The following is an 18,475-nucleotide window of genomic DNA, read 5'->3' as shown; positions in this document are numbered from 1 at the left end:
TCCCATTTTAGCATTCTCGGAAATGTTGACAATGGGAAATATGCCCAATTATGATGATTAATCATTCATTTCCTTTAAGGTAGCTAATGCTGAAGGTGATAAACGACTAAGATAACGGAATATCCAATATTTAACTATAGTGTCTAAAATTACAGGAAATGTGGCAATGAACATAAAGATATAATTTCTATTTGCTGGTAAACCTAAGTGTTCTGTAAATCCTTCCAGAATTACTTCCCACCCATGGGGTGAGTGAAAGCCAACAAATACATCTGTAGATAGGATAATTAAAAAAGCTTTAGCACTATCGCTTAAACCATACACAACTTGATCTATAAATTGTTGAAGAGAAATAATATCTTTTGTGCTAAAAACAATGACCAATGCAAAAGCAATTAAGGACATAATATCAGCAAAGATATTACTAATGGCATTGTTACTTTTATGTTGAAATTCTGCTGCTATATCTATAGCTTTGGCCTTAATCTTGGATTCTTGATTTTCTGGAGAAATTTTAGTTTCTGAATCCAGTAAACTTTCAAACCTTAATTTCGCCGTAAATATTTTTAATTCATGAAAGGCTTTTTCTTCCATTTCTTGATTAAGAAAAATTTGCCCGGAGTGATCGTTTCTCAGGTTTTCTACTATGGGAAGAATAAGCAGGTGTTTGGATAGTTGATGAGTTAGCAGGGGAATTATAACCAATAATAATAGGAATTTGATGGCTATAGTTGTCCGCTGTCTGGATATTTGATATTTTTTAATAAATTCTTGATCTGCATTTGGAGATATATCAATGAGAATTTTCTGGAATGTTTTTCCGATTGATCTGGGAAATATGCCGGTTTTTAAGAATGTAAATGGTTGTGAGGAAACATCTTGATTAGATCGTGATGACTTTTTCATGGTAGGATAAATCAGAGGTTAGATGTAGCCATGATCAATGCCTACAACTATAACAATTAAACAGGTTAATGTTCAACTATAAAATAAATACTATTTTATTGTAGTGCATTACTATATTACCAGTTTGATTTAATTGAACTAAGAGGGTGGTTGAAAATTTAGAACAATGGTAAAAACACCTCTCAGTATGGGCTAAAGGCGTGATTTGTCAAAAAATCTTAATATATTTTCCCAATTGAAGTAGGATGACTATGTTTAGTGTAAAAATATTCGTACTGAAAATAAGCTGCAAAAAAAATTATGACTATGTATCCTCATCTGAAACGTGCATTCGCTCATCCTGTACTCAAGGTAATTAGTGGTTTGAATAACTTCAATGCTGCTAGTGTGGCTGCAACTGTGAAAGCGGCTGATTTGGGTGGTGCGACTCTTGTAGATATTGCTGCTGATGTGGATTTGGTAAGATTGGCGAAAAGCTTGACTAAATTACCTATTTGTGTATCTGCGGTTGAACCGGAGAAGTTTGTGACTGCTGTGGCTGCTGGTGCTGATTTAATTGAAATTGGTAACTTCGATTCTTTTTACGCCCAAGGACGCAGATTTGAAGCTGCTGAGGTTTTGGAACTAACTCGCCAAACCCGTGCCTTGCTGCCAGAAATTACCCTATCTGTGACTGTTCCCCATATTCTCACCTTAGACCAACAGGTACAACTAGCTGAAGATTTGGTGAAAGCGGGTGCTGATATTATTCAAACTGAAGGTGGTACTAGCAGCAATCCCATTCACTCCGGTACTTTGGGTTTAATTGAAAAGGCTGCTCCGACTTTAGCCGCTGCTTATGAAATTGCTCGTGCGGTTTCTGTGCCTGTACTGTGTGCTTCTGGTATTTCTAATGTTACTGCACCTTTAGCGATCGCCTCTGGTGCATCGGGTGTTGGTGTCGGTTCTGCTATCAACCAACTCAACAGCGAAATTGCCATGATTGCTGCTGTGCGTAGTTTAGTAGAAGGTTTAGCGACTGCAAATACCAGAACATTTGCGTAAAAGGCAAAATTACAAACTAAGCTAATTACAGCTTAATTTTATTCAATGCAGTGCGTTACTTTTTACTAACGCACTCTACATAATTACAAAGTGTCTAAATCAATTCCTTTTGCTTGTAATTTGGCTAATAATTCGTGATATTGCCCAATAGCGACTTCTTTTTCCTGACGTTCTTGTTCAGCAACTTGATTAAGTTCCACACTTGTGAGAAACTTTCTTCCATCAGGATAATAAATTTCTAAATTATCAGGTGTAAGTTGAAAACGTATTCTCAATCTTGGACTTATCCAACCATTAATATTTTCAATTACTGTAAAAGCATCTTCAGTAAGTATAAATCCAGATACTTCTAAAGTATCAGGATCATAAATATAATATTCTTCTACGCCATGACGTTGATAAAAAAGGGATTTATTAATCATCTGGGGAGTGCGATTTTCCCGAGATAAAATTTCAAAAACTACCTGGGGAGCAATATTATTTTCTTTCCATTGTTGATAAGAACCTCTATCTCCTTTCGGTCTACCAAACACTACCATCACATCAGGTGCTTGACAAGTTTTGACACTTCCCTCAACAGGATACCAGAGTAAATCTCCAGCAATAAATACATCATCTTGTGATGCAAATAATATTTCTAAATTTTCTTTAATTTTAACAATCCATTGATATTGTTTGGTATTATCTGCCATTGGTTGACCGTCGCTGTCAGGGTAGATGATTTCTGGTGTGGTTTCTGGTGCTAATTGCTGTACCATAGTGGACATCTCCTATGTTTCCTGCTTTTTCTAGTAGTAATATCAATTTTTAGCTTTTTCTGATGAAGGAAATATCAAGAATAATTGAACCCATGTAACCGCAGATAATAAAAGATATTGGATAGATTGGGTAAATTAAATGGGGTGCATTCATCACACCCCAACAATCATTCAAGATAAACAATTTTTCAACGTATCAATGACTTTATCTTGTTGTTCTTGCTCCAATTCTGGGAACATGGGTAAGGATAAAACCTCTTGACTTGCTTGTTCTGCTACTGGCAGTTGTCCTGATTGATAACCTAAATTTTTATACACTGGCTGCAAATGTAAGGGTAAGGGATAGTAAATCATGGAATTAACCCCCTGTTCCTGCATTTGATTTTTTACGGAATCTCGATACTTACCGCTGGCACCATTGCGTCTTTCTCCAGAAATCCGAATAGTGTATTGATTCCAAACACCAACTCCCCCAGGAAATTCTTGGGGGACAACGATATCAGAAACTTGGCTGAGGTGTTGGTAATAGTAATCAGCGATTTGCTTACGTCTAGAGTTCCAAAGATCAAGATAGCGCAGTTTAATTTGCAGAATTACGGCTTGAATGGCATCTAAACGACTGTTGACACCGATTTCCTCATGAATATATCTTACCTTACTCCCATGTTCGCGCAAAACTCGTAATTGGGTAGCGATCGCTGGATCATGCGTGGTAATTGCCCCACCATCACCGCAACCACCAAGATTTTTGGTAGGGTAGAAACTAAAACAACCAACATGGCCAATACTGCCAACTTTTTGATCTTCCCAACTTGCACCGGTAGCTTGAGCGCAATCTTCAATTACTCTTAAATTATGAGCTTTGGCAATCTCCATTAATCCTGTCATATCCACAGGGAGTCCAAATAAATGCACTGGCATAATTGCCTTGGTTTTTGCTGTAATCGCTGCTGCTACTTTTTCTACATCTAAATTAAAGGTAGTCCCATCAATATCTACAAATACTGGTGTTGCCCCGACAGCGCTGATAACTTCTGTGGTCGCAAAAAAAGTAAAGGGTGTGGTAATAACTTCATCCCCTGCCCCAATTCCTAAAGCGCGTAATGCTAAAAATAGAGCATCAGTACCAGAGTTACAAGCTACGCATTCACTGACACCATGATAAGCTGCAAACTGTTGTTCAAAATCTGTAACTGCTGGACCACCAATGTAACGCCCAGAAGCCAGAACCGCCAAGACAGCAGCACTTACTTCAGTTTCAATGGTGGCATATTGTTGTTTAATATCAAAGGCGGGAATCGAATTTACACTTTTAATCATGAGTTTTTATTTGTCAGTTGTCAGTTGTCAGGATAAAGAAGGAAGAATTAAAAATATTCCCCTGTTCCCTATTCCCTGTAATACGTAAAGTTTTGAATCATTAAGAGGTAGATGAATTATGCCAGAGCTAATCAAATTAGATATGGTAGATTTGGCTTTAGCGATGGGTTTAATGGCTGTTGCCATTGGCATATCGGCATGGGAGAAATTAGGACTAGAATTAAATTTAAGCGTAGCTACTGGTAGAACTATCCTCCAACTACTTGTACTAGGATACATTTTCGACTTCATTTTTGCCGTTAACAATGTTTGGGCGGTAGTGGGAATTTTAGCAATAATTCTGACAATTACGGCAATTATTACTCGCAACCGCATCAGTCAAAAAATTCCGCAAGTCTTACCTTTAGCCGGAAGTGCGATTTTTGTCAGCACGTCCTTAACATTGCTTTACACCAATTTTTTAATTATTCAACCAGAAAGATGGTATGAACCACGTTATATCATTCCTTTAGCTGGCATATTGCTAGGTAATGCCATGAATGCAGCAGCAATAGCAGGAGAACGTCTAGTTAGTAGTATCAACCAATTTCCTAGGGAAATAGAAACCCATTTAAGTTTAGGTGCGACTCCTGAACAGGCGATTAAGTCCTACCGCAAAGAAGCGATTCGGGCTGCAATTATGCCGACTTTGAATCAAATGATGTTGATTGGTATGGTGACAATCCCAACCTTTACCAATGGACAATTATTAGCTGGTGTCACACCCCTAGAGGCTGTATCCTATGAGATTGTAATTATTTTTATGGTAGCTGTCAGCAATTTGTTAACAACAATTTTAATTACTAAAGGCTTACGTCGGCAGTTTTTTAATTCTGCTATGCAGTTGGTTAGGTAATAGGTGATTGGTGAAAAAATTTTCAGAAATGGCTAACGCCACGCTATCAGGAGATTTTAAATCCCTTAATGAATTTGTGTTTATAAATACTACATCAATTATTTTTTCAGATATAAAATGTGTTTCTAAACCGTTCTCAGGCAAATATATTTTTAATGATTGTGTGGCTACCGTTTCAAAAATAACTCTCAAAAGTATTTTTTACCATCTTAGGTATTGATAATGACTTACAACTCAGAGGAAATGCAGCAGATTCTCGAAGTAGCTTTTAGACAAAAGCAAAAGGGAGAATATACAAGGGAACAAATTATAGAAATAGCCTCAGAATTAGGTGTTTCTTCAGAGTCGCTACAAGCTGCGGAACAAGAATGGTTGAAAAATAATGTAGAAGTAAAAAAAGAGCAAATGTCTAATAGTCAACAACGGAAAGGTTTCAAATCTCACCTATTTACTTTTCTGGCAATTAATGGTTTTTTAGTGCTGTTAAATTTGGTAGTAAGTCCTGAATATTTCTGGGCAATTTATCCCATATTAGGATGGGGATTAGGTTTATTATTGCATGGAATGAAGGTTTATATTAGTAATGCCTAAAAGAGATCCCCGACTTCTCCAAGAAGTCGGGGATCTTATCCCCTTTTAATTTAAGATTTACTAGAGCGCTCTTTTGGGTTTGATAATTACTCAACTATATTCACTATTTGGGAACTAGCTAATGTTGGTGTGGTGAAAATTTGCGAGTATAGGTTTGTAGGTTGTTGACGAGCAACAACTGGTAAAACTTGACGAGCATGAGCCGCAACTTCCACTGTTTTCACATCATAGGTTTGTGTGATCATCTTAGGATAAAAACCAATGCCGATGATGGGAACTAATAGACAAGCAGTGATAAACAATTCACGGGGCTTAATATCAAGAACTACAGCATCTAAATGTAAGTCTTGATGTTGATTACCATAGAATACTTGACGCAGCATGGAGAGCAAATAAATGGGTGTCAAAATCACGCCAACGGCTGATAGAAAGATGACGACAATTTTGAAGCTGGAACTGTAAACATCGCTGGTAGCAAGACCTAAGAATACCATCAATTCACCGACAAAGCCGCTCATTCCGGGTAAAGCCAGAGAAGCCATTGAACCGATAGTAAAGAGAGCGAAAGTTCTGGGCATTACTTTACCCATACCGCCCATTTTATCCATCACTAAGGTGTGAGTACGTTCGTAGGTGACACCGGAAAGGAAGAATAAACTAGCAGCAATTAAACCATGAGAAACCATCTGTAATACAGCACCGCTGATACCGATTTCTGTATACGATGCAATACCAATTAACACAAACCCCATGTGGGCAATTGAAGAGTAGGCCAAACGGCGTTTGAGATTGGTTTGAGCAAAGGCGCAAAAAGCACCATAAACAATATTAACTACACCTAAAATCGCTAAAACTGGCGCAAAGGTGACATGAGCGTCAGTTAACATTTCTACGTTAAAGCGAATTAGGGCATAACCACCCATTTTTAACAAGACACCGGCTAAAATCATTGAACCGGGTGCAGATGCTTCACCATGAGCATCAGGCAACCATGTATGTAAGGGGAAGATGGGGAGTTTGACACCGTAAGCGATTAAGAAACCTGCATATAGGGCTAATTCTAAGGCTTTGGGATATTCTTTCATTCCCAATTCGGTCATGTTGAAGGTGAAGTTATCACCGGAGAAAGCCATTGCAAAACCAGCTATCAGTATAAATATGGATGCAGCAGCGGTATAGATAATAAATTTGGTAGCTGCGTAACGGCGGTTTGCGCCTCCCCAGATGGAAATAAGTAAGTAAACGGGTACTAACTCTACTTCCCACATCAAGAAGAACATTAATATATCTTGGGCGAGAAATACACCTAATTGGGCGCTGTACATAATCAACATCAGCGCATAAAATAAACGCGGCTTGGTGGTTACTTTCCAAGCCGCGAATACTGCAAGTGTGTTAATGAAGCCTGTGAGAAGTATCAGGGGCATTGATAAACCATCAATGCCTAGAGACCAGTTAAAGCCAATTTGGGGTATCCAAGAATAGCTTTCTGTCATTTGCAAGGCGGAACTCTGAAAGTCGTAATTCTGCCAAAGGGCAAAAATCATCAGTACAAAGTCTAATAATGCCACTCCCAAACCGTACCAGCGGACCGTTTTACCCTCTTTATCGGGAACAAGGGGAATTACAAGGGCTGCCACTAAGGGCAGGAAAATTATGGCTGATAACCAAGGAATTTCTATGGCATTCATCACTTTTGACAATATGTTTTTGGTTTTGCTTTTGTTTACATTATATTAAGGAATCGTTACGTCTGTAAACGATTTCTTATGAAGATTTCCAATTTGGAGGATAAATAGTAATAAATACTTACTAAGTTATGCCGCAAGTCCATTCTAAATGTAAATTTTTGCAACGTCAACAAAAAAACAGCGACTAATATCGCTGTCTTTAGTTATAATGGGCATCTTCGGGATAAATTGAATTTTTATCAAAGTTATCTCTGTTTCTTAAACGATACGGTTGACAATCATCCAGACTTCCCCATCTGATCTGACGAAAGGGACGGAAATAGTCTTAAAGCCTGTGATGAAAGGTTTATAGTAAACTTGCCAATACATGGGACTAAGTTCATCAGCGCAGGTTTTGAGGAGTTTAATTTCTTTGGCTAGTTCCCCAGCTAGTTCGTTAACTCGTTCGGCATGAATTTGAGCAATTTTTTTGGCTTCTTCTAGCTGTTCTTGTTGTTGGGAGATGCGGATAGACATGGGCAAATACCGATTGAGATGAGCTTTTCTTTGTTGTATTTGCTTTTCTAGGTAATATATAGCATCGTCTATGCCTTTAAGTTCGGCAGACAGTTGGACGTTTTCTCTGGCTTGACGGCGGTAAGCTTCAACTATGGCTAGGGGTGAGTCGTTTTCAACCGATTCTAGATGATGATTAGTCAGTGCAGCGCGTTCTTGTTGGAGTGATTGGATTTGAGATTTTAGTGCTGCTATTTCTGACTGGATTTTTTCCATATATGATGATTGGTGATGGGTAATTGATAATTGGTAATTGATAATTGGTAATTGCTATTGATCAACCAAATTACCAATCCAAAATCTAAAGTTTAGAATATACTAATCCTTCAATTTTCAATCATCTGGTCTATCTTCGGTGAATTGATCAATTGCCTCTACCATGCCTTCTGAATAGGGTTCAAGGACTGTGGAACAAGCATAAAGATCAGCAAGTGCTTGGGAAAATTCCTCAGAATTAGGATCAGTGTGTTTGATGGCTTGAATTGCTTGAATTGCCTTTTCTAGCTGTGGTTGATATTCATTCAGAAATATTTCTAATCGTTCATAAGGATTTTTATAGAGTGCTATCATTTGCCTAATCTCCTTTCTAATTTCGCAATATTTTGGCGACAATTTGCCACTGTTTTCTCCCAATGGGCAATTAAGCCTTGATCTTGTCCTTCTGTTGGTTTCTCCTTTTCCTTGGCAATTTTTTCTAGATGTTCTTCTAAGGCTTGATGTTGTCCTTTTAGTTTTTTGCAGGTTTCCTGATTTTTACCCATAATTCTAATTTTAGTCTTCTCCTGACTAATTTAATTGTTATAATGCGATCGCCTGGTAATTCGGAGAAATCGCTATTTTTTGTGCAGATTTCCCGTAAATTAGATTAAGTAGGAAATATACTTGTCCCGTGCGGATCTAGGGGAAGCGATCGCACAATTGAATTTATACCCATTGCCGTCCAAGCATTTGCCATTGCCGTTTCTACGGACTTGACATGATTTGTATCTACTAAAGCTAAAACTGTGGGGCCTGCGCCACTAATTACTATGCCATACGCACCAGCAGCCACAGCCGCCGCATTCACAGCTTCATAACCAGGAATTAAAGCTTGGCGATAGGGTTGATGTAATTTATCTTGCAAGGCTGCTGTTAACCATTCTTCTCGATTAGTGGCTAAACCTCGCAATAATAAACCCAAATGAGAAATATTGAAAATTGCATCAGGACGACTGACTTCTGTGGGGACAACTTTTCGTGCTTCGGCGGTTGATAATTCAAAATCAGGAATTGCTACCACTGGAACTATATCTCGATGCCAGAGAATATCGCAAATTTCCCAACCTTTTTTGCTGGTAGCAGCCAGACGACAACCACCTAATAACGCTGGTACTACATTATCAGGATGTCCTTCCATGGCGATCGCTAATTCCATCACCTGTAATTCAGACAATGGCGAACCCGCCAACTCATTAGCAGCAACTAACCCCCCGACAATAGCAGTCGCCGAACTACCCAAACCTCGCGCTAAAGGTACACCTAACTTAATTTCTATTTTCACCGCTGGTGGTGTTTGTTCTATACATTCATATAACTTGATAAAAGCCTGATATAAAAGATTACCCTCATCAGTTTGTACCTTTGCGGCTTCTAAACCAGAGACTTGAATAATTAACTCACCTGCATCAAGAATAGTAAACTTAAATTCGTTATACAGCTTTAAAGCTGCACCAATACAATCAAACCCTGGTCCCAAATTCGCCGTTGTCGCGGGAACTTTCACAGTAATGCTAGAAACTACAGACATTGAAGTTAATTGACAATTCCAATATGAACTACCCCATTTTACTTCCTTATACGAAATTTAAGATGAAACTGCGTAGAATAAGATTGATAGAATTATTGACCGCAGATAAACGCAGATGAACGCAAATAAATTCGGATGAATTGATGGATTTGATGATTCTGTGTAGTCTTACATAAAAATCATAATAAGTAAGTGAACACAATAAAACAAAACTGTGTAAAGAAAAGTAAAATCGCCTAAACCCTTTTCACTCTTGCCTTTTGCCTCTTGCCTCTTGCCTTGCCATAACGACAATTTTCAATGCTAACCTACTTAACTTAAAGCCTTTGTCTAATTTTCATAAAAGCCGCACCCGTCACTAAAGCTGCAATTTGTCCCCAATAACTGACGCTAGAGAAGGAACTACCACCCGCCATATTTAAACTCCCTATACCATAAAATGACTGCTGGATAAACCACCAAAATAAATACAAAATAGCTGGGACTTCCACTGGGATATATAAAACTAATAATGTCAAAACTGAATATATTTTTGTCTGGGGAAATTTGATGATATATGCACCTAAAATAGATGCGATCGCTCCATTCGCGCCAATAACTGGCATTGTTAAATCGGAGGATAAAATAATTTTAAAAATGCCAGAAAAAAAGCCAGCAGTTAAATAAAGTAGTAAATATTGTTTATGTCCTAAAATACTTTCTACCGTTTTCACAAATACCCATAAAAACCGCATATTTCCTAAAATTTGGCTAAAACTGCCATGTAGAAACAGCGATACAGGTAAAGAAAGTAATCGCCAAAATACAATTATCCACGCCGCAGAATTGTAAAAAAAAGCGTTAGCAATTGCGAGATTTATTTGAGCGGGAATAATTCCCCAATTATTAATTAAATTTCCTAATTCATTACTCCAATCTAATGTAATTTCCCAGAAAAATATGACTACATTAATCCCAATTAACCAATAATTAATAATAGGCTTTTGCCAACTGCGAATATTATCATCTATAGGAATCATCTTGATTTTAACATTTGAGTTACTGAATTTTTAACTACTAATTAATATTTTTCCCCATCTCCTCATTTTTGTGTGGCAAGATTATCATAATGTAACACAATGTTCAAATAGGCTCAGGAAATGCTAGGAAACACCCTTGTAGGCAGATACCAAATCACCAATTACCTGGGAGGTGGCGGATTTGGTGAAACTTATGTCGCTAATGATACTCAATTACCAGGTTCTCCTCAGTGTGTAGTGAAGAAACTCAAACCTCAGTCTACGGATATTGCTACTTTAGAAATAGCTCGGAGGTTATTTGATACAGAAGCTCAAGTTTTATACAAATTAGGAAATCACGATCGCATTCCCCAACTTTTAGCTTACTTTGAAGAAAATGCCGAATTTTATCTGGTTCAAGAACTGATTATTGGTAATGATCTTAGTCAAGAATTAAAACCTGGTGTACTTTTTACTCAATATCAGGTAATTTCTCTATTACAAGAAATTTTAGAAATTTTGGACTTTGTACATCAACAAAAGGTAATTCATCGTGATGTCAATCCTCGGAATATTGTCAGACGAGAACAAGATAATAAGTTAATTTTAATTGATTTTGGTGCAGTCAAACAAATTAGGACAAAATTAGTAAACTCTGCCGATATGACTAAATCTACTGTTGCTATTGGCACACCCGGTTATACGCCTGGAGAACAAGCACAAGGAACACCAAAATTTAGTAGTGATATCTATGCTTTGGGGATTATTGCCATTCAAGCTTTAACTGGATTATCACCTGATCAATTAGAGAAAGATATGGAAACTAATGAAATTATTTGGGAGAAATTTGCCACCGTCTCTCCAGAATTTACCCAATTTTTAAATCAGATGATCTGTTATGATTTTCGCCAACGTTATGCTTCCGCAACAATAGCATTACAAGCTTTACAAGAATTAAATAAAAACCCATCAGGAACAATAATTATTTCCCCTGCTACCTTACCAAATCAAGGTAAAAATCCCCAAAATACAAAAGGTGTATTCTGGAAAATGCTATTAGGAATATTTGTTTTAGGTATTGGTAGTTTCGGGGCAATATTTATCCTCAATCGCCTGAATAGTAAAAACGCTATAGAATTATATAATCAAGGCAATACTCTCATTCAATTACAACGCTATAAAGAAGCCTTAGCAACTTATGAGAAAGCCATAGATATCAAACCTGATTATCCTCAAGCTGTATATGGTAAAGGCAAAGCATTATTTCAATTAAAGAAATACCAAGAATCTTTAATAGCTTATGATCAAGCCATTCAAATTCAACCCGATTATTTAGAAGCTTGGACTAATCGAGGTTTTGTTTTAGTCAGACTCAAACGTTATTCAGAAGCAATTGCCACTGTAGATAAAGCTTTACAATTAAAGAATGATGACCCCAAATTATGGCAACTTAAAGGAGATATTTTTATAAAAATGAGTCAATATAATGATGCCGTCAAAGCTTATGAACAAGGGATTAATTTCCAAGCTGACAATCCTGAATCATGGTATAAGAAAGGATTAGCATTACAAAACCTCAAACAATACGAAGAAGCAATTACAGCCTACAAAAAAACTGTAGAACTAAAATCCGATCATGAATTAGCTTGGTACAACTTAGGTAATTGCTTAGTGAATTTGAATCGTTATGAATTTGCCTTACAAGCCTATGATCAAGCCGTCCAGCATAATCCAAATAACTCCGCAGCTTGGTTATCCAGAAGTAATATCTTAATGACATTACGCAGGTATCCAGAAGCAATTGATTCCTTTAGCCAAGTGATTAAAATTAATCCTCAACAATATCAAGCATGGTATAATCGGGGTTGGGCATTACATCAAGTTAAACGCTATCCAGAAGCAATAGAATCTTACAAAAAAGTTATTAATTTAAAGGGAAATGATTATTTAGTATGGTACAATTTAGGGAATACACAATACAATTTACAAAAATATCAAGAAGCGATCGCCTCCTATAATAAAGCCATCCGTTATCAACCCAATCATTATGAAAGTTGGTACAGTAAAGGCAACGCCTTGTTAAATTTGCAACAATACCCACAGGCGATCGCCGCCTACGACAAAGCCATAGAATATAAACCAGACTACCAACAAGCCATAGAAGCCCGCACAAAAGCCCAAAATCAAAATATCCCCAAATTTAAATTTCCCCCCAACTTCTAACTCTTTCCCTATTGCCTATTGCCTTGACTTTACCAAAATCCAGTAAAATCTAGAATATTATCTCAAAGAAATCTCAAGCCCTTGCAACTTGAGTCAAAATTATGGACGTATTAGAACTAAAACGCGAAATCGAAACATTGTCTAGCCGCCTGGGTAAAACCCAGGACTATCTTTGACGTACCCGCACTCAAAGCCAAAATTCACGACTTAGAACAAATTTCCGCCCAAACAGAATTTTGGGAAGACCAAACCCAGGCACAAAACACCCTACAAGAACTCAATGATCTAAAATCCCATTTAGATCAGTATTACCAGTGGCACACCAACTTAGATGATACCAGAGCAGTGCTTGAGCTATTGGAACTAGAAACCGACACAGCACTATTGCAAGAAGCGGAATCTACCATTACCAAACTCAATCATGACCTAGACCAATGGGAACTACAACAACTGCTTTCCGGCACTTACGACGACAAAGGCGCAGTCCTGACAATTAACGCCGGTGCTGGTGGCACGGACGCACAAGACTGGGCATTTATGCTCATGCGGATGTATACCCGATGGGCAGAAGATCATGGATACAAAGTCACCCTGGCCGAAGAATCAGAAGGTGACGAAGCCGGCATTAAATCCGCCACCCTAGAAATTACCGGACGTTATGCCTATGGTTACTTACGTTCCGAAATGGGGACTCACCGTCTTGTGAGAATTTCTCCCTTCAACGCTAACGGCAAACGGCAAACCAGCTTTGCTGGCATCGAAGTCATGCCGCAAATAGATAACACCGTCAAATTAGACATCCCAGAGAAGGATTTAGAAATTAGCACCACCCGTTCTGGCGGTAAAGGTGGACAAAACGTCAACAAAGTAGAAACCGCAGTCCGCATAGTTCACCTCCCCACCGGTCTAGCAGTCCGGTGTACAGAAGAACGTTCCCAACTGCAAAACAAAGAAAAAGCGCTCGCCCGTCTCAAAGCCAAGTTGTTAGTTATTGCCAAAGAACAACGCGCCCAAGAAATTGCCGAAATTCGCGGTGATATGGTGGAAGCTTCCTGGGGTAATCAAATCCGCAACTACGTATTTCATCCCTACCAAATGGTGAAAGACCTCCGGACAAACATCGAAACCACGGCCATTACCGATGTTATGAATGGTGAACTGGATATGTTCATTCAAGCCTATCTTAGACAAGAAAACCAGATAGTTGAAGCGTAAGTCAGAGGGAATAGGTGACAGGTTATAGGTGACAGGTTACAGGTGCTACGTCACGGGGACAGGTGACAGGGAACGGGTAATTGGTGAAAACAATTTCTTCTTCCTCCTGAACTCCTGATAGCGCGGCGTGGCGTTAGCCATACTCCTGACTCCTTCTCCCCATTTCCCCACAATCGGTTACAGTAAGAAAAGAGATGATAATGAATTAATTATGGAAAAATCTCCTGCCAAAGAACCTCAACCCAGCTATGTCAAACTCGCCATGCGAAACATGGTCAGAAAAGGCGGCACTTCCCTCAAACACTTTGCGCTAACTGCCGTAGGACTGTTATCTGTCCTCGTGGGTTTGGCATATCTTACTCGCTAAGAGAGGAAAACTTGTGCCGCTACAGGTTGAATTATATTTAGAAAATTGCTTTGATGACTCTTCCCCTATTCCTCTCGAAACTTGGGAAAACTGGTTTTGGCAATGGTTAGAAATTCTTGAGGATTACTTGCCAACAGCACCTAGTTATGAAATCAGTTTACGTTTGACAACCGATACAGAAATTCAAACCCTTAATTCCCAATATCGTCAACAAGATAAACCTACAGATGTCTTAGCCTTTGCATCTCTAGAAGCAGATTTACCACAAAGCGAAGAAATGCTGGTTGCCATGCCTTTGTATCTAGGTGATATAATTGTCTCCATAGACACGGCAAAACGTCAGGCACAACAGCAGGAACATAGCTTGTTCACAGAGTTGGCTTGGTTAACGGCTCATGGTTTACTACACCTATTAGGTTGGGATCATCCTGACGAAGAGAGTTTGATAGCAATGTTAAACGAGCAAGTTGTATTACTGAAGAAAATAGGTATTATTATTAACTTAGAGTTGTAGATATATCTTGACAACTGCAAATTTTGGTAATTACCTTATAGTGTGGCTTATTTAAAATAGCCGACAATTACCTCACCTCACAGTTGATCTGGTTTATAAAATAGGTAAATTCTCACTCTTTTACATACCCTATTCTTTTGTATATGTCCCCAAAGGTTTCGTCATCACCAACAAATAATAGCTTACCAACGCTTGTGTCCAAAGATAGGGAACTTTCCTGGCAGATTGCCTCTAATCTATTTGTTAGTTTTAAGTATGCTTGGGCTGGAATTACCTACGCTTTTCAGACTCAAAGGAATTTTCGGATTCATGTGGCTGTATGTGCCTTAGCTATTGGATTAAGTGTATTCTTACAGTTGGAAACAGTGGAAATATCCATAATTGCTGTCACCAGCGGTTTAGTTTTGACCTTAGAGTTAGTGAATACTTCTATTGAGTCAATTGTAGATTTAACGGTCAAACAGTCTTATCATGAGTTGGCAAAAGTCGCTAAAGACTGTGCTGCCGGTGCTGTACTTGTCTCAGCTTTAGTAGCCTTATTAGTTGCTTCTACATTAATATTGCCTCCTTTAGCAACATTAATTCTATCTACTTTCTAAATGGTAGATTGTGAACAGTAGAGACGTTTTCAGGGAACATCTTGGATATTTTTAAATAAAATCAGGTAAAAATTGTGATATTAGTCATTGATAATTACGATAGTTTTACATATAACTTAGTACAATACTTGGGAGAATTAGCAGTAGATTTCCCAGTTGCTAATGACCTGCAAGTGGTACGAAACGATAAGATTACTATAGATGAAATTAGGGCATTAAACCCTGACGCAGTGGTAATTTCCCCAGGTCCTGGTCGTCCAGATGATGCGGGAGTTTCCCTGGGTGCGATCGCCCAATTAGGAGATAAACTACCGATTTTAGGCGTGTGCCTAGGACATCAAAGTATTGGTCAGGTTTTCGGTGGTAAAATTGTCTCCGCCCCAGAATTGATGCACGGAAAAACCTCTCAGGTCTCGCACACAGGCATAGGAATTTTTCAAGGTTTAGAAAATCCTTTCACCGCTACCAGATATCATAGTTTAGTTATTGAACGGGAAACTTGCCCGGAAGTATTGGAAATTACAGCTTGGGTAGAAGATGGCACAATTATGGGCGTGAGACATCGGCAATATCCTCACATTCAAGGAGTCCAATTTCATCCAGAGAGTGTTCTAACTGCTTTGGGTAAGGAATTACTGAGAAATTTTTTGCGAACTTTGTAAAGCGAGTGTTCTTATGAAACGACGACAATTGATAGGCTATGCTGGAGTAGGTTTAGTAACGGCTATAGTTACCAATTTAGGTAATCCAGTTCCAGCAAATGCCCAATCTAGTGGGGTATCAATTCAGTGGTTAGGCCATACTTGCTTTTTATTGATCGGTAATGGTATCAAAATTCTGATCAATCCCTTTAACAATTTGGGCTGTACGGCTAAATATCGTCCTCCAAAAGTTCCATCAGATTTGGTATTAATTAGTAGTCAATTATTAGATGAAGGGGCAATAGATAAAATATTGGGAAATCCCAAGTTAGTTTATCAGCCAGGTGTCTATGAGTTTCGGGGCGTTAAATTTCAGGGAATTACCACAGATCATGATCGTAAGGGTGGAAAACAATTTGGGCAAAATATAGCCTGGAAATTGAACCAAGGCGGAATTAATCTGTTACATTTAGGGGGTGCTGCTGCACCGATTACCTTAGAACAAAAAATTCTCATGGGTCATCCTGATGTATTATTTATTCCTGTTGGCGGCAGTGATAAAGCTTATAATTATCAAGAAGCAAAACAGGCAATTGATATCTTAAATCCTAAGTTAGTTATTCCTACCCATTATCGGACTCAAGCGGCTGAAAGTGGCAAGTGTGACATTACTCCAGTAGATGATTTTCTGAATTTGATGCAGAGTGCGAATATTAATGTCCGCCGCAGTAACAATGATTCTGTATTAGTTAACTCTAAGAGTTTACCAGAAAAAACGGAGGTTCAACTTTTGAGTTATAAGTTTTGATTCCTTAATTCATTGTAGCGACTGTCTTAATTGTCAAGCGATAGTCAAATAAAAAGTTGAAGTCTAGGAAAAATGACCTAATTCTGGTAAGTCAGAAACTAAAGTGGTAGAAATAACTTGACCAATACCAGGAGTAGTTTTGAATAAGTGGGTGGTGGGTGAACACAATAAAACCAATCTGTGTAAAGAAAAGTAAAATTCCCCAAACCCTCTTCACTATTGCCTCTTGCCTTGCCATAAGGACGATTTTCAATGCTAACCTACTTAGATTGACTTTATCAATCCATTGTTGATTATTTGGGTCCATTGGGACGCTGAATAATTGTCTCTACTACCCGTCGTTTTGCTTGTGGGTCAATTCCTACCAAACGCACATATTCACCGCTATATTCAGATAAACAAGATTCTAAAGTAGAAATAGCATCGGAATGGGCATCAATATTAAAAGAACCACAACTTTGCCAAGAACCTGTCCGAAACCGTCGTTCATCAACGTGTTCAATGCTAATTTTACAACCTTGAGATAAAATTTGGTGAACTTGTTCTTGAGTTTCTAAACTTAGATGAGTAGGTTGATTAACCGTAGGTTTGCTAACTGGACTTTCCACAACAGCTAAACTTGCTTGAGAAGCTTTACCGCGATTTAAACGATTATATTCATCTACTAAATGAGAAGTTTCTACCCGTTTTTGTTCACTCACCATAAATTTGCCAGACTCAATTAAATGAGAGAGAGTAAAATCTGGCTTTTTAAATGCTGGTGGACCCTCCAAACTATTAACAACTCGTAAAGAGACATTTTCAAACCCAATTTGATGGATAAAACTACGAATTTGTTCATCATAAATCCGAGAACGTAAAGCACTAAAAAAGTCAATAGATTGATGGGGAAAAGTATCAACTAATTGGGTAATTTCTCGGTCTGAAAGTCCATCAGGTGCAAAAATCCCACCCACAATTCCTATTTTATCATCACGGTTTGGTTCCCAATAAAATTTATCCATTCTCCCATCACGAATTAATGGTGCATAGAGAGTAGAAAAATCATTGCCGGTAACAATAATGGGGACACGACATAAAGGATTGGAATCATAACTTCCCGGTAGCTGCACATCTGTGGGATTATCAGCAATATTCATCAATGTGGCATTTACCAACTGAGTATTTACTGTATATTGAGTTCCTTCGTCAAAACGTCCCGCACCGGCATCTAAATCATTAATCATCAGTACGCACATTTTCCCCCGCACTTTGATTAATTCTGCTGTTTCCCGATAACGTAATCGAATTAACCGTGCAGGATCTCCCGCGTCTGGACTTTCTAATTCTCCTCCAGATATTAAGGTGACTTCGATACCCATTTTTTCAAAGACTAATTCGCATTGAAAAGTTTTTCCCTCACCTTTGCGTCCATGAATACCTAAAATTAGAGGAACGCGAATTCCAGGAATATTTAAGAAGTTTTTGGTGATATGAACTGCAAGTTTATCAAGAAAACTAGGTGCAATGTAGTAACTCATAGAATGTATCCCTGGTTATGTTTTATTTGTTAGTTGTCAGTTGT

20 protein-coding genes are annotated in these 18,475 nt (G+C 38.2%); 10 read left to right on the top strand and 10 right to left on the bottom strand.

The window, feature by feature from the left end; translation table 11 throughout:
* Positions 1-57: 57 nt before the first annotated feature.
* Positions 58-906 (bottom strand): CemA family protein, encoded by an 849-nt coding sequence (locus tag PN471_RS09750; protein WP_271776672.1) that lies wholly within the window; start codon positions 904-906, stop codon positions 58-60.
* A 300-nt stretch (positions 907-1,206) separates the two neighbouring features.
* Between PN471_RS09750 and PN471_RS09745 the strand changes: the two genes are divergently transcribed.
* Positions 1,207-1,950 (top strand): DUF561 domain-containing protein, encoded by a 744-nt coding sequence (locus tag PN471_RS09745; RefSeq protein ID WP_271776671.1) that lies wholly within the window; start codon positions 1,207-1,209, stop codon positions 1,948-1,950.
* Positions 1,951-2,033: 83 nt separating this feature from the next.
* Here PN471_RS09745 and PN471_RS09740 read toward each other — a convergent pair whose 3' ends face one another.
* The gene (locus tag PN471_RS09740; protein ID WP_271776708.1) at positions 2,034-2,708 is read right to left on the bottom strand and encodes a Uma2 family endonuclease; all 675 of its coding nucleotides are present in this window, start codon (positions 2,706-2,708) and stop codon (positions 2,034-2,036) included.
* Between the two features lie 171 nt (positions 2,709-2,879).
* Positions 2,880-4,028: a DegT/DnrJ/EryC1/StrS family aminotransferase gene (locus PN471_RS09735; protein WP_271776670.1), complete on the bottom strand. Its 1,149-nt coding sequence runs from the start codon at positions 4,026-4,028 to the stop codon at positions 2,880-2,882.
* A gap of 118 nt (positions 4,029-4,146) precedes the next feature.
* Between PN471_RS09735 and PN471_RS09730 the strand changes: the two genes are divergently transcribed.
* Together PN471_RS09730 and PN471_RS09725 are read left to right on the top strand one after the other, a co-directional pair.
* The gene (locus PN471_RS09730) at positions 4,147-4,923 is read left to right on the top strand and encodes an ABC transporter permease (RefSeq protein WP_271776669.1); all 777 of its coding nucleotides are present in this window, start codon (positions 4,147-4,149) and stop codon (positions 4,921-4,923) included.
* A 222-nt stretch (positions 4,924-5,145) separates the two neighbouring features.
* Positions 5,146-5,514, top strand: coding sequence for a 2TM domain-containing protein (locus PN471_RS09725; protein WP_271776668.1), 369 nt, complete (start codon positions 5,146-5,148; stop codon positions 5,512-5,514).
* Between the two features lie 86 nt (positions 5,515-5,600).
* Here PN471_RS09725 and PN471_RS09720 read toward each other — a convergent pair whose 3' ends face one another.
* From PN471_RS09720 to PN471_RS09695, 6 genes are all read right to left on the bottom strand, one after another.
* Complete coding sequence (locus PN471_RS09720; RefSeq protein WP_271776707.1) at positions 5,601-7,205, bottom strand: NAD(P)H-quinone oxidoreductase subunit 4; 1,605 nt, start codon at positions 7,203-7,205, stop codon at positions 5,601-5,603.
* A 258-nt stretch (positions 7,206-7,463) separates the two neighbouring features.
* Positions 7,464-7,976, bottom strand: coding sequence for a hypothetical protein (locus PN471_RS09715; protein WP_193892376.1), 513 nt, complete (start codon positions 7,974-7,976; stop codon positions 7,464-7,466).
* A 117-nt stretch (positions 7,977-8,093) separates the two neighbouring features.
* Complete coding sequence (locus tag PN471_RS09710; RefSeq protein WP_193892379.1) at positions 8,094-8,330, bottom strand: hypothetical protein; 237 nt, start codon at positions 8,328-8,330, stop codon at positions 8,094-8,096.
* Positions 8,327-8,521 carry a hypothetical protein gene (locus PN471_RS09705; RefSeq protein ID WP_271776667.1) on the bottom strand — a complete coding sequence of 65 codons (195 nt, stop codon included), beginning with the start codon at positions 8,519-8,521 and terminating at the stop codon, positions 8,327-8,329. The genes PN471_RS09710 and PN471_RS09705 overlap by 4 nt, the downstream gene beginning before the upstream one ends.
* Positions 8,522-8,625: 104 nt before the next feature.
* Positions 8,626-9,546, bottom strand: a complete 921-nt coding sequence (thrB, locus tag PN471_RS09700; protein WP_271776666.1) for a homoserine kinase — start codon at positions 9,544-9,546, stop codon at positions 8,626-8,628.
* A 317-nt stretch (positions 9,547-9,863) separates the two neighbouring features.
* Complete coding sequence (locus PN471_RS09695; RefSeq protein WP_271776665.1) at positions 9,864-10,565, bottom strand: rhomboid family intramembrane serine protease; 702 nt, start codon at positions 10,563-10,565, stop codon at positions 9,864-9,866.
* A 120-nt stretch (positions 10,566-10,685) separates the two neighbouring features.
* Between PN471_RS09695 and PN471_RS09690 the strand changes: the two genes are divergently transcribed.
* The 7 genes from PN471_RS09690 (at position 10,686) to PN471_RS09660 (ending at position 16,911) form a co-directional block, all read left to right on the top strand.
* Complete coding sequence (locus tag PN471_RS09690) at positions 10,686-12,767, top strand: serine/threonine-protein kinase (RefSeq protein ID WP_271776664.1); 2,082 nt, start codon at positions 10,686-10,688, stop codon at positions 12,765-12,767.
* A gap of 101 nt (positions 12,768-12,868) precedes the next feature.
* A protein-coding gene (gene prfB / locus PN471_RS09685; RefSeq protein WP_271776663.1) for a peptide chain release factor 2 occupies positions 12,869-13,982 on the top strand; the annotation gives its coding sequence in 2 pieces (ribosomal slippage) (positions 12,869-12,940 and positions 12,942-13,982; 1,113 coding nt in all).
* 211 nt (positions 13,983-14,193) lie between these two features.
* Positions 14,194-14,349: a DUF3285 domain-containing protein gene (locus tag PN471_RS09680; RefSeq protein WP_071992792.1), complete on the top strand. Its 156-nt coding sequence runs from the start codon at positions 14,194-14,196 to the stop codon at positions 14,347-14,349.
* Between the two features lie 13 nt (positions 14,350-14,362).
* The gene (gene ybeY, locus PN471_RS09675; protein WP_271776662.1) at positions 14,363-14,863 is read left to right on the top strand and encodes an rRNA maturation RNase YbeY; all 501 of its coding nucleotides are present in this window, start codon (positions 14,363-14,365) and stop codon (positions 14,861-14,863) included.
* 143 nt (positions 14,864-15,006) lie between these two features.
* Positions 15,007-15,462: a diacylglycerol kinase family protein gene (locus tag PN471_RS09670; protein ID WP_271776661.1), complete on the top strand. Its 456-nt coding sequence runs from the start codon at positions 15,007-15,009 to the stop codon at positions 15,460-15,462.
* 74 nt (positions 15,463-15,536) lie between these two features.
* Positions 15,537-16,124: an anthranilate synthase component II gene (locus PN471_RS09665; RefSeq protein WP_271776660.1), complete on the top strand. Its 588-nt coding sequence runs from the start codon at positions 15,537-15,539 to the stop codon at positions 16,122-16,124.
* Between the two features lie 13 nt (positions 16,125-16,137).
* Positions 16,138-16,911, top strand: coding sequence for an MBL fold metallo-hydrolase (locus tag PN471_RS09660; RefSeq protein WP_271776659.1), 774 nt, complete (start codon positions 16,138-16,140; stop codon positions 16,909-16,911).
* 293 nt (positions 16,912-17,204) lie between these two features.
* Here the strand turns inward: PN471_RS09660 and PN471_RS09655 are convergent, their stop codons facing one another.
* Positions 17,205-18,431: a ribulose bisphosphate carboxylase small subunit gene (locus tag PN471_RS09655; RefSeq protein ID WP_271776658.1), complete on the bottom strand. Its 1,227-nt coding sequence runs from the start codon at positions 18,429-18,431 to the stop codon at positions 17,205-17,207.
* Positions 18,432-18,475 lie beyond the last annotated feature (44 nt).

The organism is Aphanizomenon sp. CS-733/32, assembly GCF_028330045.1.
In the GTDB taxonomy this organism is placed as follows: Bacteria; Cyanobacteriota; Cyanobacteriia; order Cyanobacteriales; family Nostocaceae; genus Dolichospermum; species Dolichospermum gracile.
The sequence above is the reverse complement of the archived record's forward strand: the minus strand, read 5'-3'. Positions and strand labels throughout refer to the sequence as shown.

Excerpts from the sequence above, each read along its gene's own strand:
- PN471_RS09680 (WP_071992792.1), top strand. The coding sequence starts at position 14,194 with ATGGAAAAATCTCCTGCCAAAGAACCTCAACCCAGCTATGTCAAACTC.
- PN471_RS09720 (WP_271776707.1), bottom strand. The coding sequence starts at position 7,205 with ATGAATGCCATAGAAATTCCTTGGTTATCAGCCATAATTTTCCTGCCC.
- PN471_RS09695 (WP_271776665.1), bottom strand. The coding sequence starts at position 10,565 with ATGATTCCTATAGATGATAATATTCGCAGTTGGCAAAAGCCTATTATT.
- PN471_RS09725 (WP_271776668.1), top strand. The coding sequence starts at position 5,146 with ATGACTTACAACTCAGAGGAAATGCAGCAGATTCTCGAAGTAGCTTTT.
- PN471_RS09730 (WP_271776669.1), top strand. The coding sequence starts at position 4,147 with ATGCCAGAGCTAATCAAATTAGATATGGTAGATTTGGCTTTAGCGATG.
- PN471_RS09735 (WP_271776670.1), bottom strand. The coding sequence starts at position 4,028 with ATGATTAAAAGTGTAAATTCGATTCCCGCCTTTGATATTAAACAACAA.
- PN471_RS09690 (WP_271776664.1), top strand. The coding sequence starts at position 10,686 with ATGCTAGGAAACACCCTTGTAGGCAGATACCAAATCACCAATTACCTG.
- PN471_RS09740 (WP_271776708.1), bottom strand. The coding sequence starts at position 2,708 with ATGGTACAGCAATTAGCACCAGAAACCACACCAGAAATCATCTACCCT.
- PN471_RS09705 (WP_271776667.1), bottom strand. The coding sequence starts at position 8,521 with ATGGGTAAAAATCAGGAAACCTGCAAAAAACTAAAAGGACAACATCAA.
- PN471_RS09660 (WP_271776659.1), top strand. The coding sequence starts at position 16,138 with ATGAAACGACGACAATTGATAGGCTATGCTGGAGTAGGTTTAGTAACG.
- thrB (WP_271776666.1), bottom strand. The coding sequence starts at position 9,546 with ATGTCTGTAGTTTCTAGCATTACTGTGAAAGTTCCCGCGACAACGGCG.
- PN471_RS09715 (WP_193892376.1), bottom strand. The coding sequence starts at position 7,976 with ATGGAAAAAATCCAGTCAGAAATAGCAGCACTAAAATCTCAAATCCAA.
- PN471_RS09745 (WP_271776671.1), top strand. The coding sequence starts at position 1,207 with ATGACTATGTATCCTCATCTGAAACGTGCATTCGCTCATCCTGTACTC.
- PN471_RS09750 (WP_271776672.1), bottom strand. The coding sequence starts at position 906 with ATGAAAAAGTCATCACGATCTAATCAAGATGTTTCCTCACAACCATTT.
- PN471_RS09670 (WP_271776661.1), top strand. The coding sequence starts at position 15,007 with ATGTCCCCAAAGGTTTCGTCATCACCAACAAATAATAGCTTACCAACG.
- PN471_RS09655 (WP_271776658.1), bottom strand. The coding sequence starts at position 18,431 with ATGAGTTACTACATTGCACCTAGTTTTCTTGATAAACTTGCAGTTCAT.
- PN471_RS09710 (WP_193892379.1), bottom strand. The coding sequence starts at position 8,330 with ATGATAGCACTCTATAAAAATCCTTATGAACGATTAGAAATATTTCTG.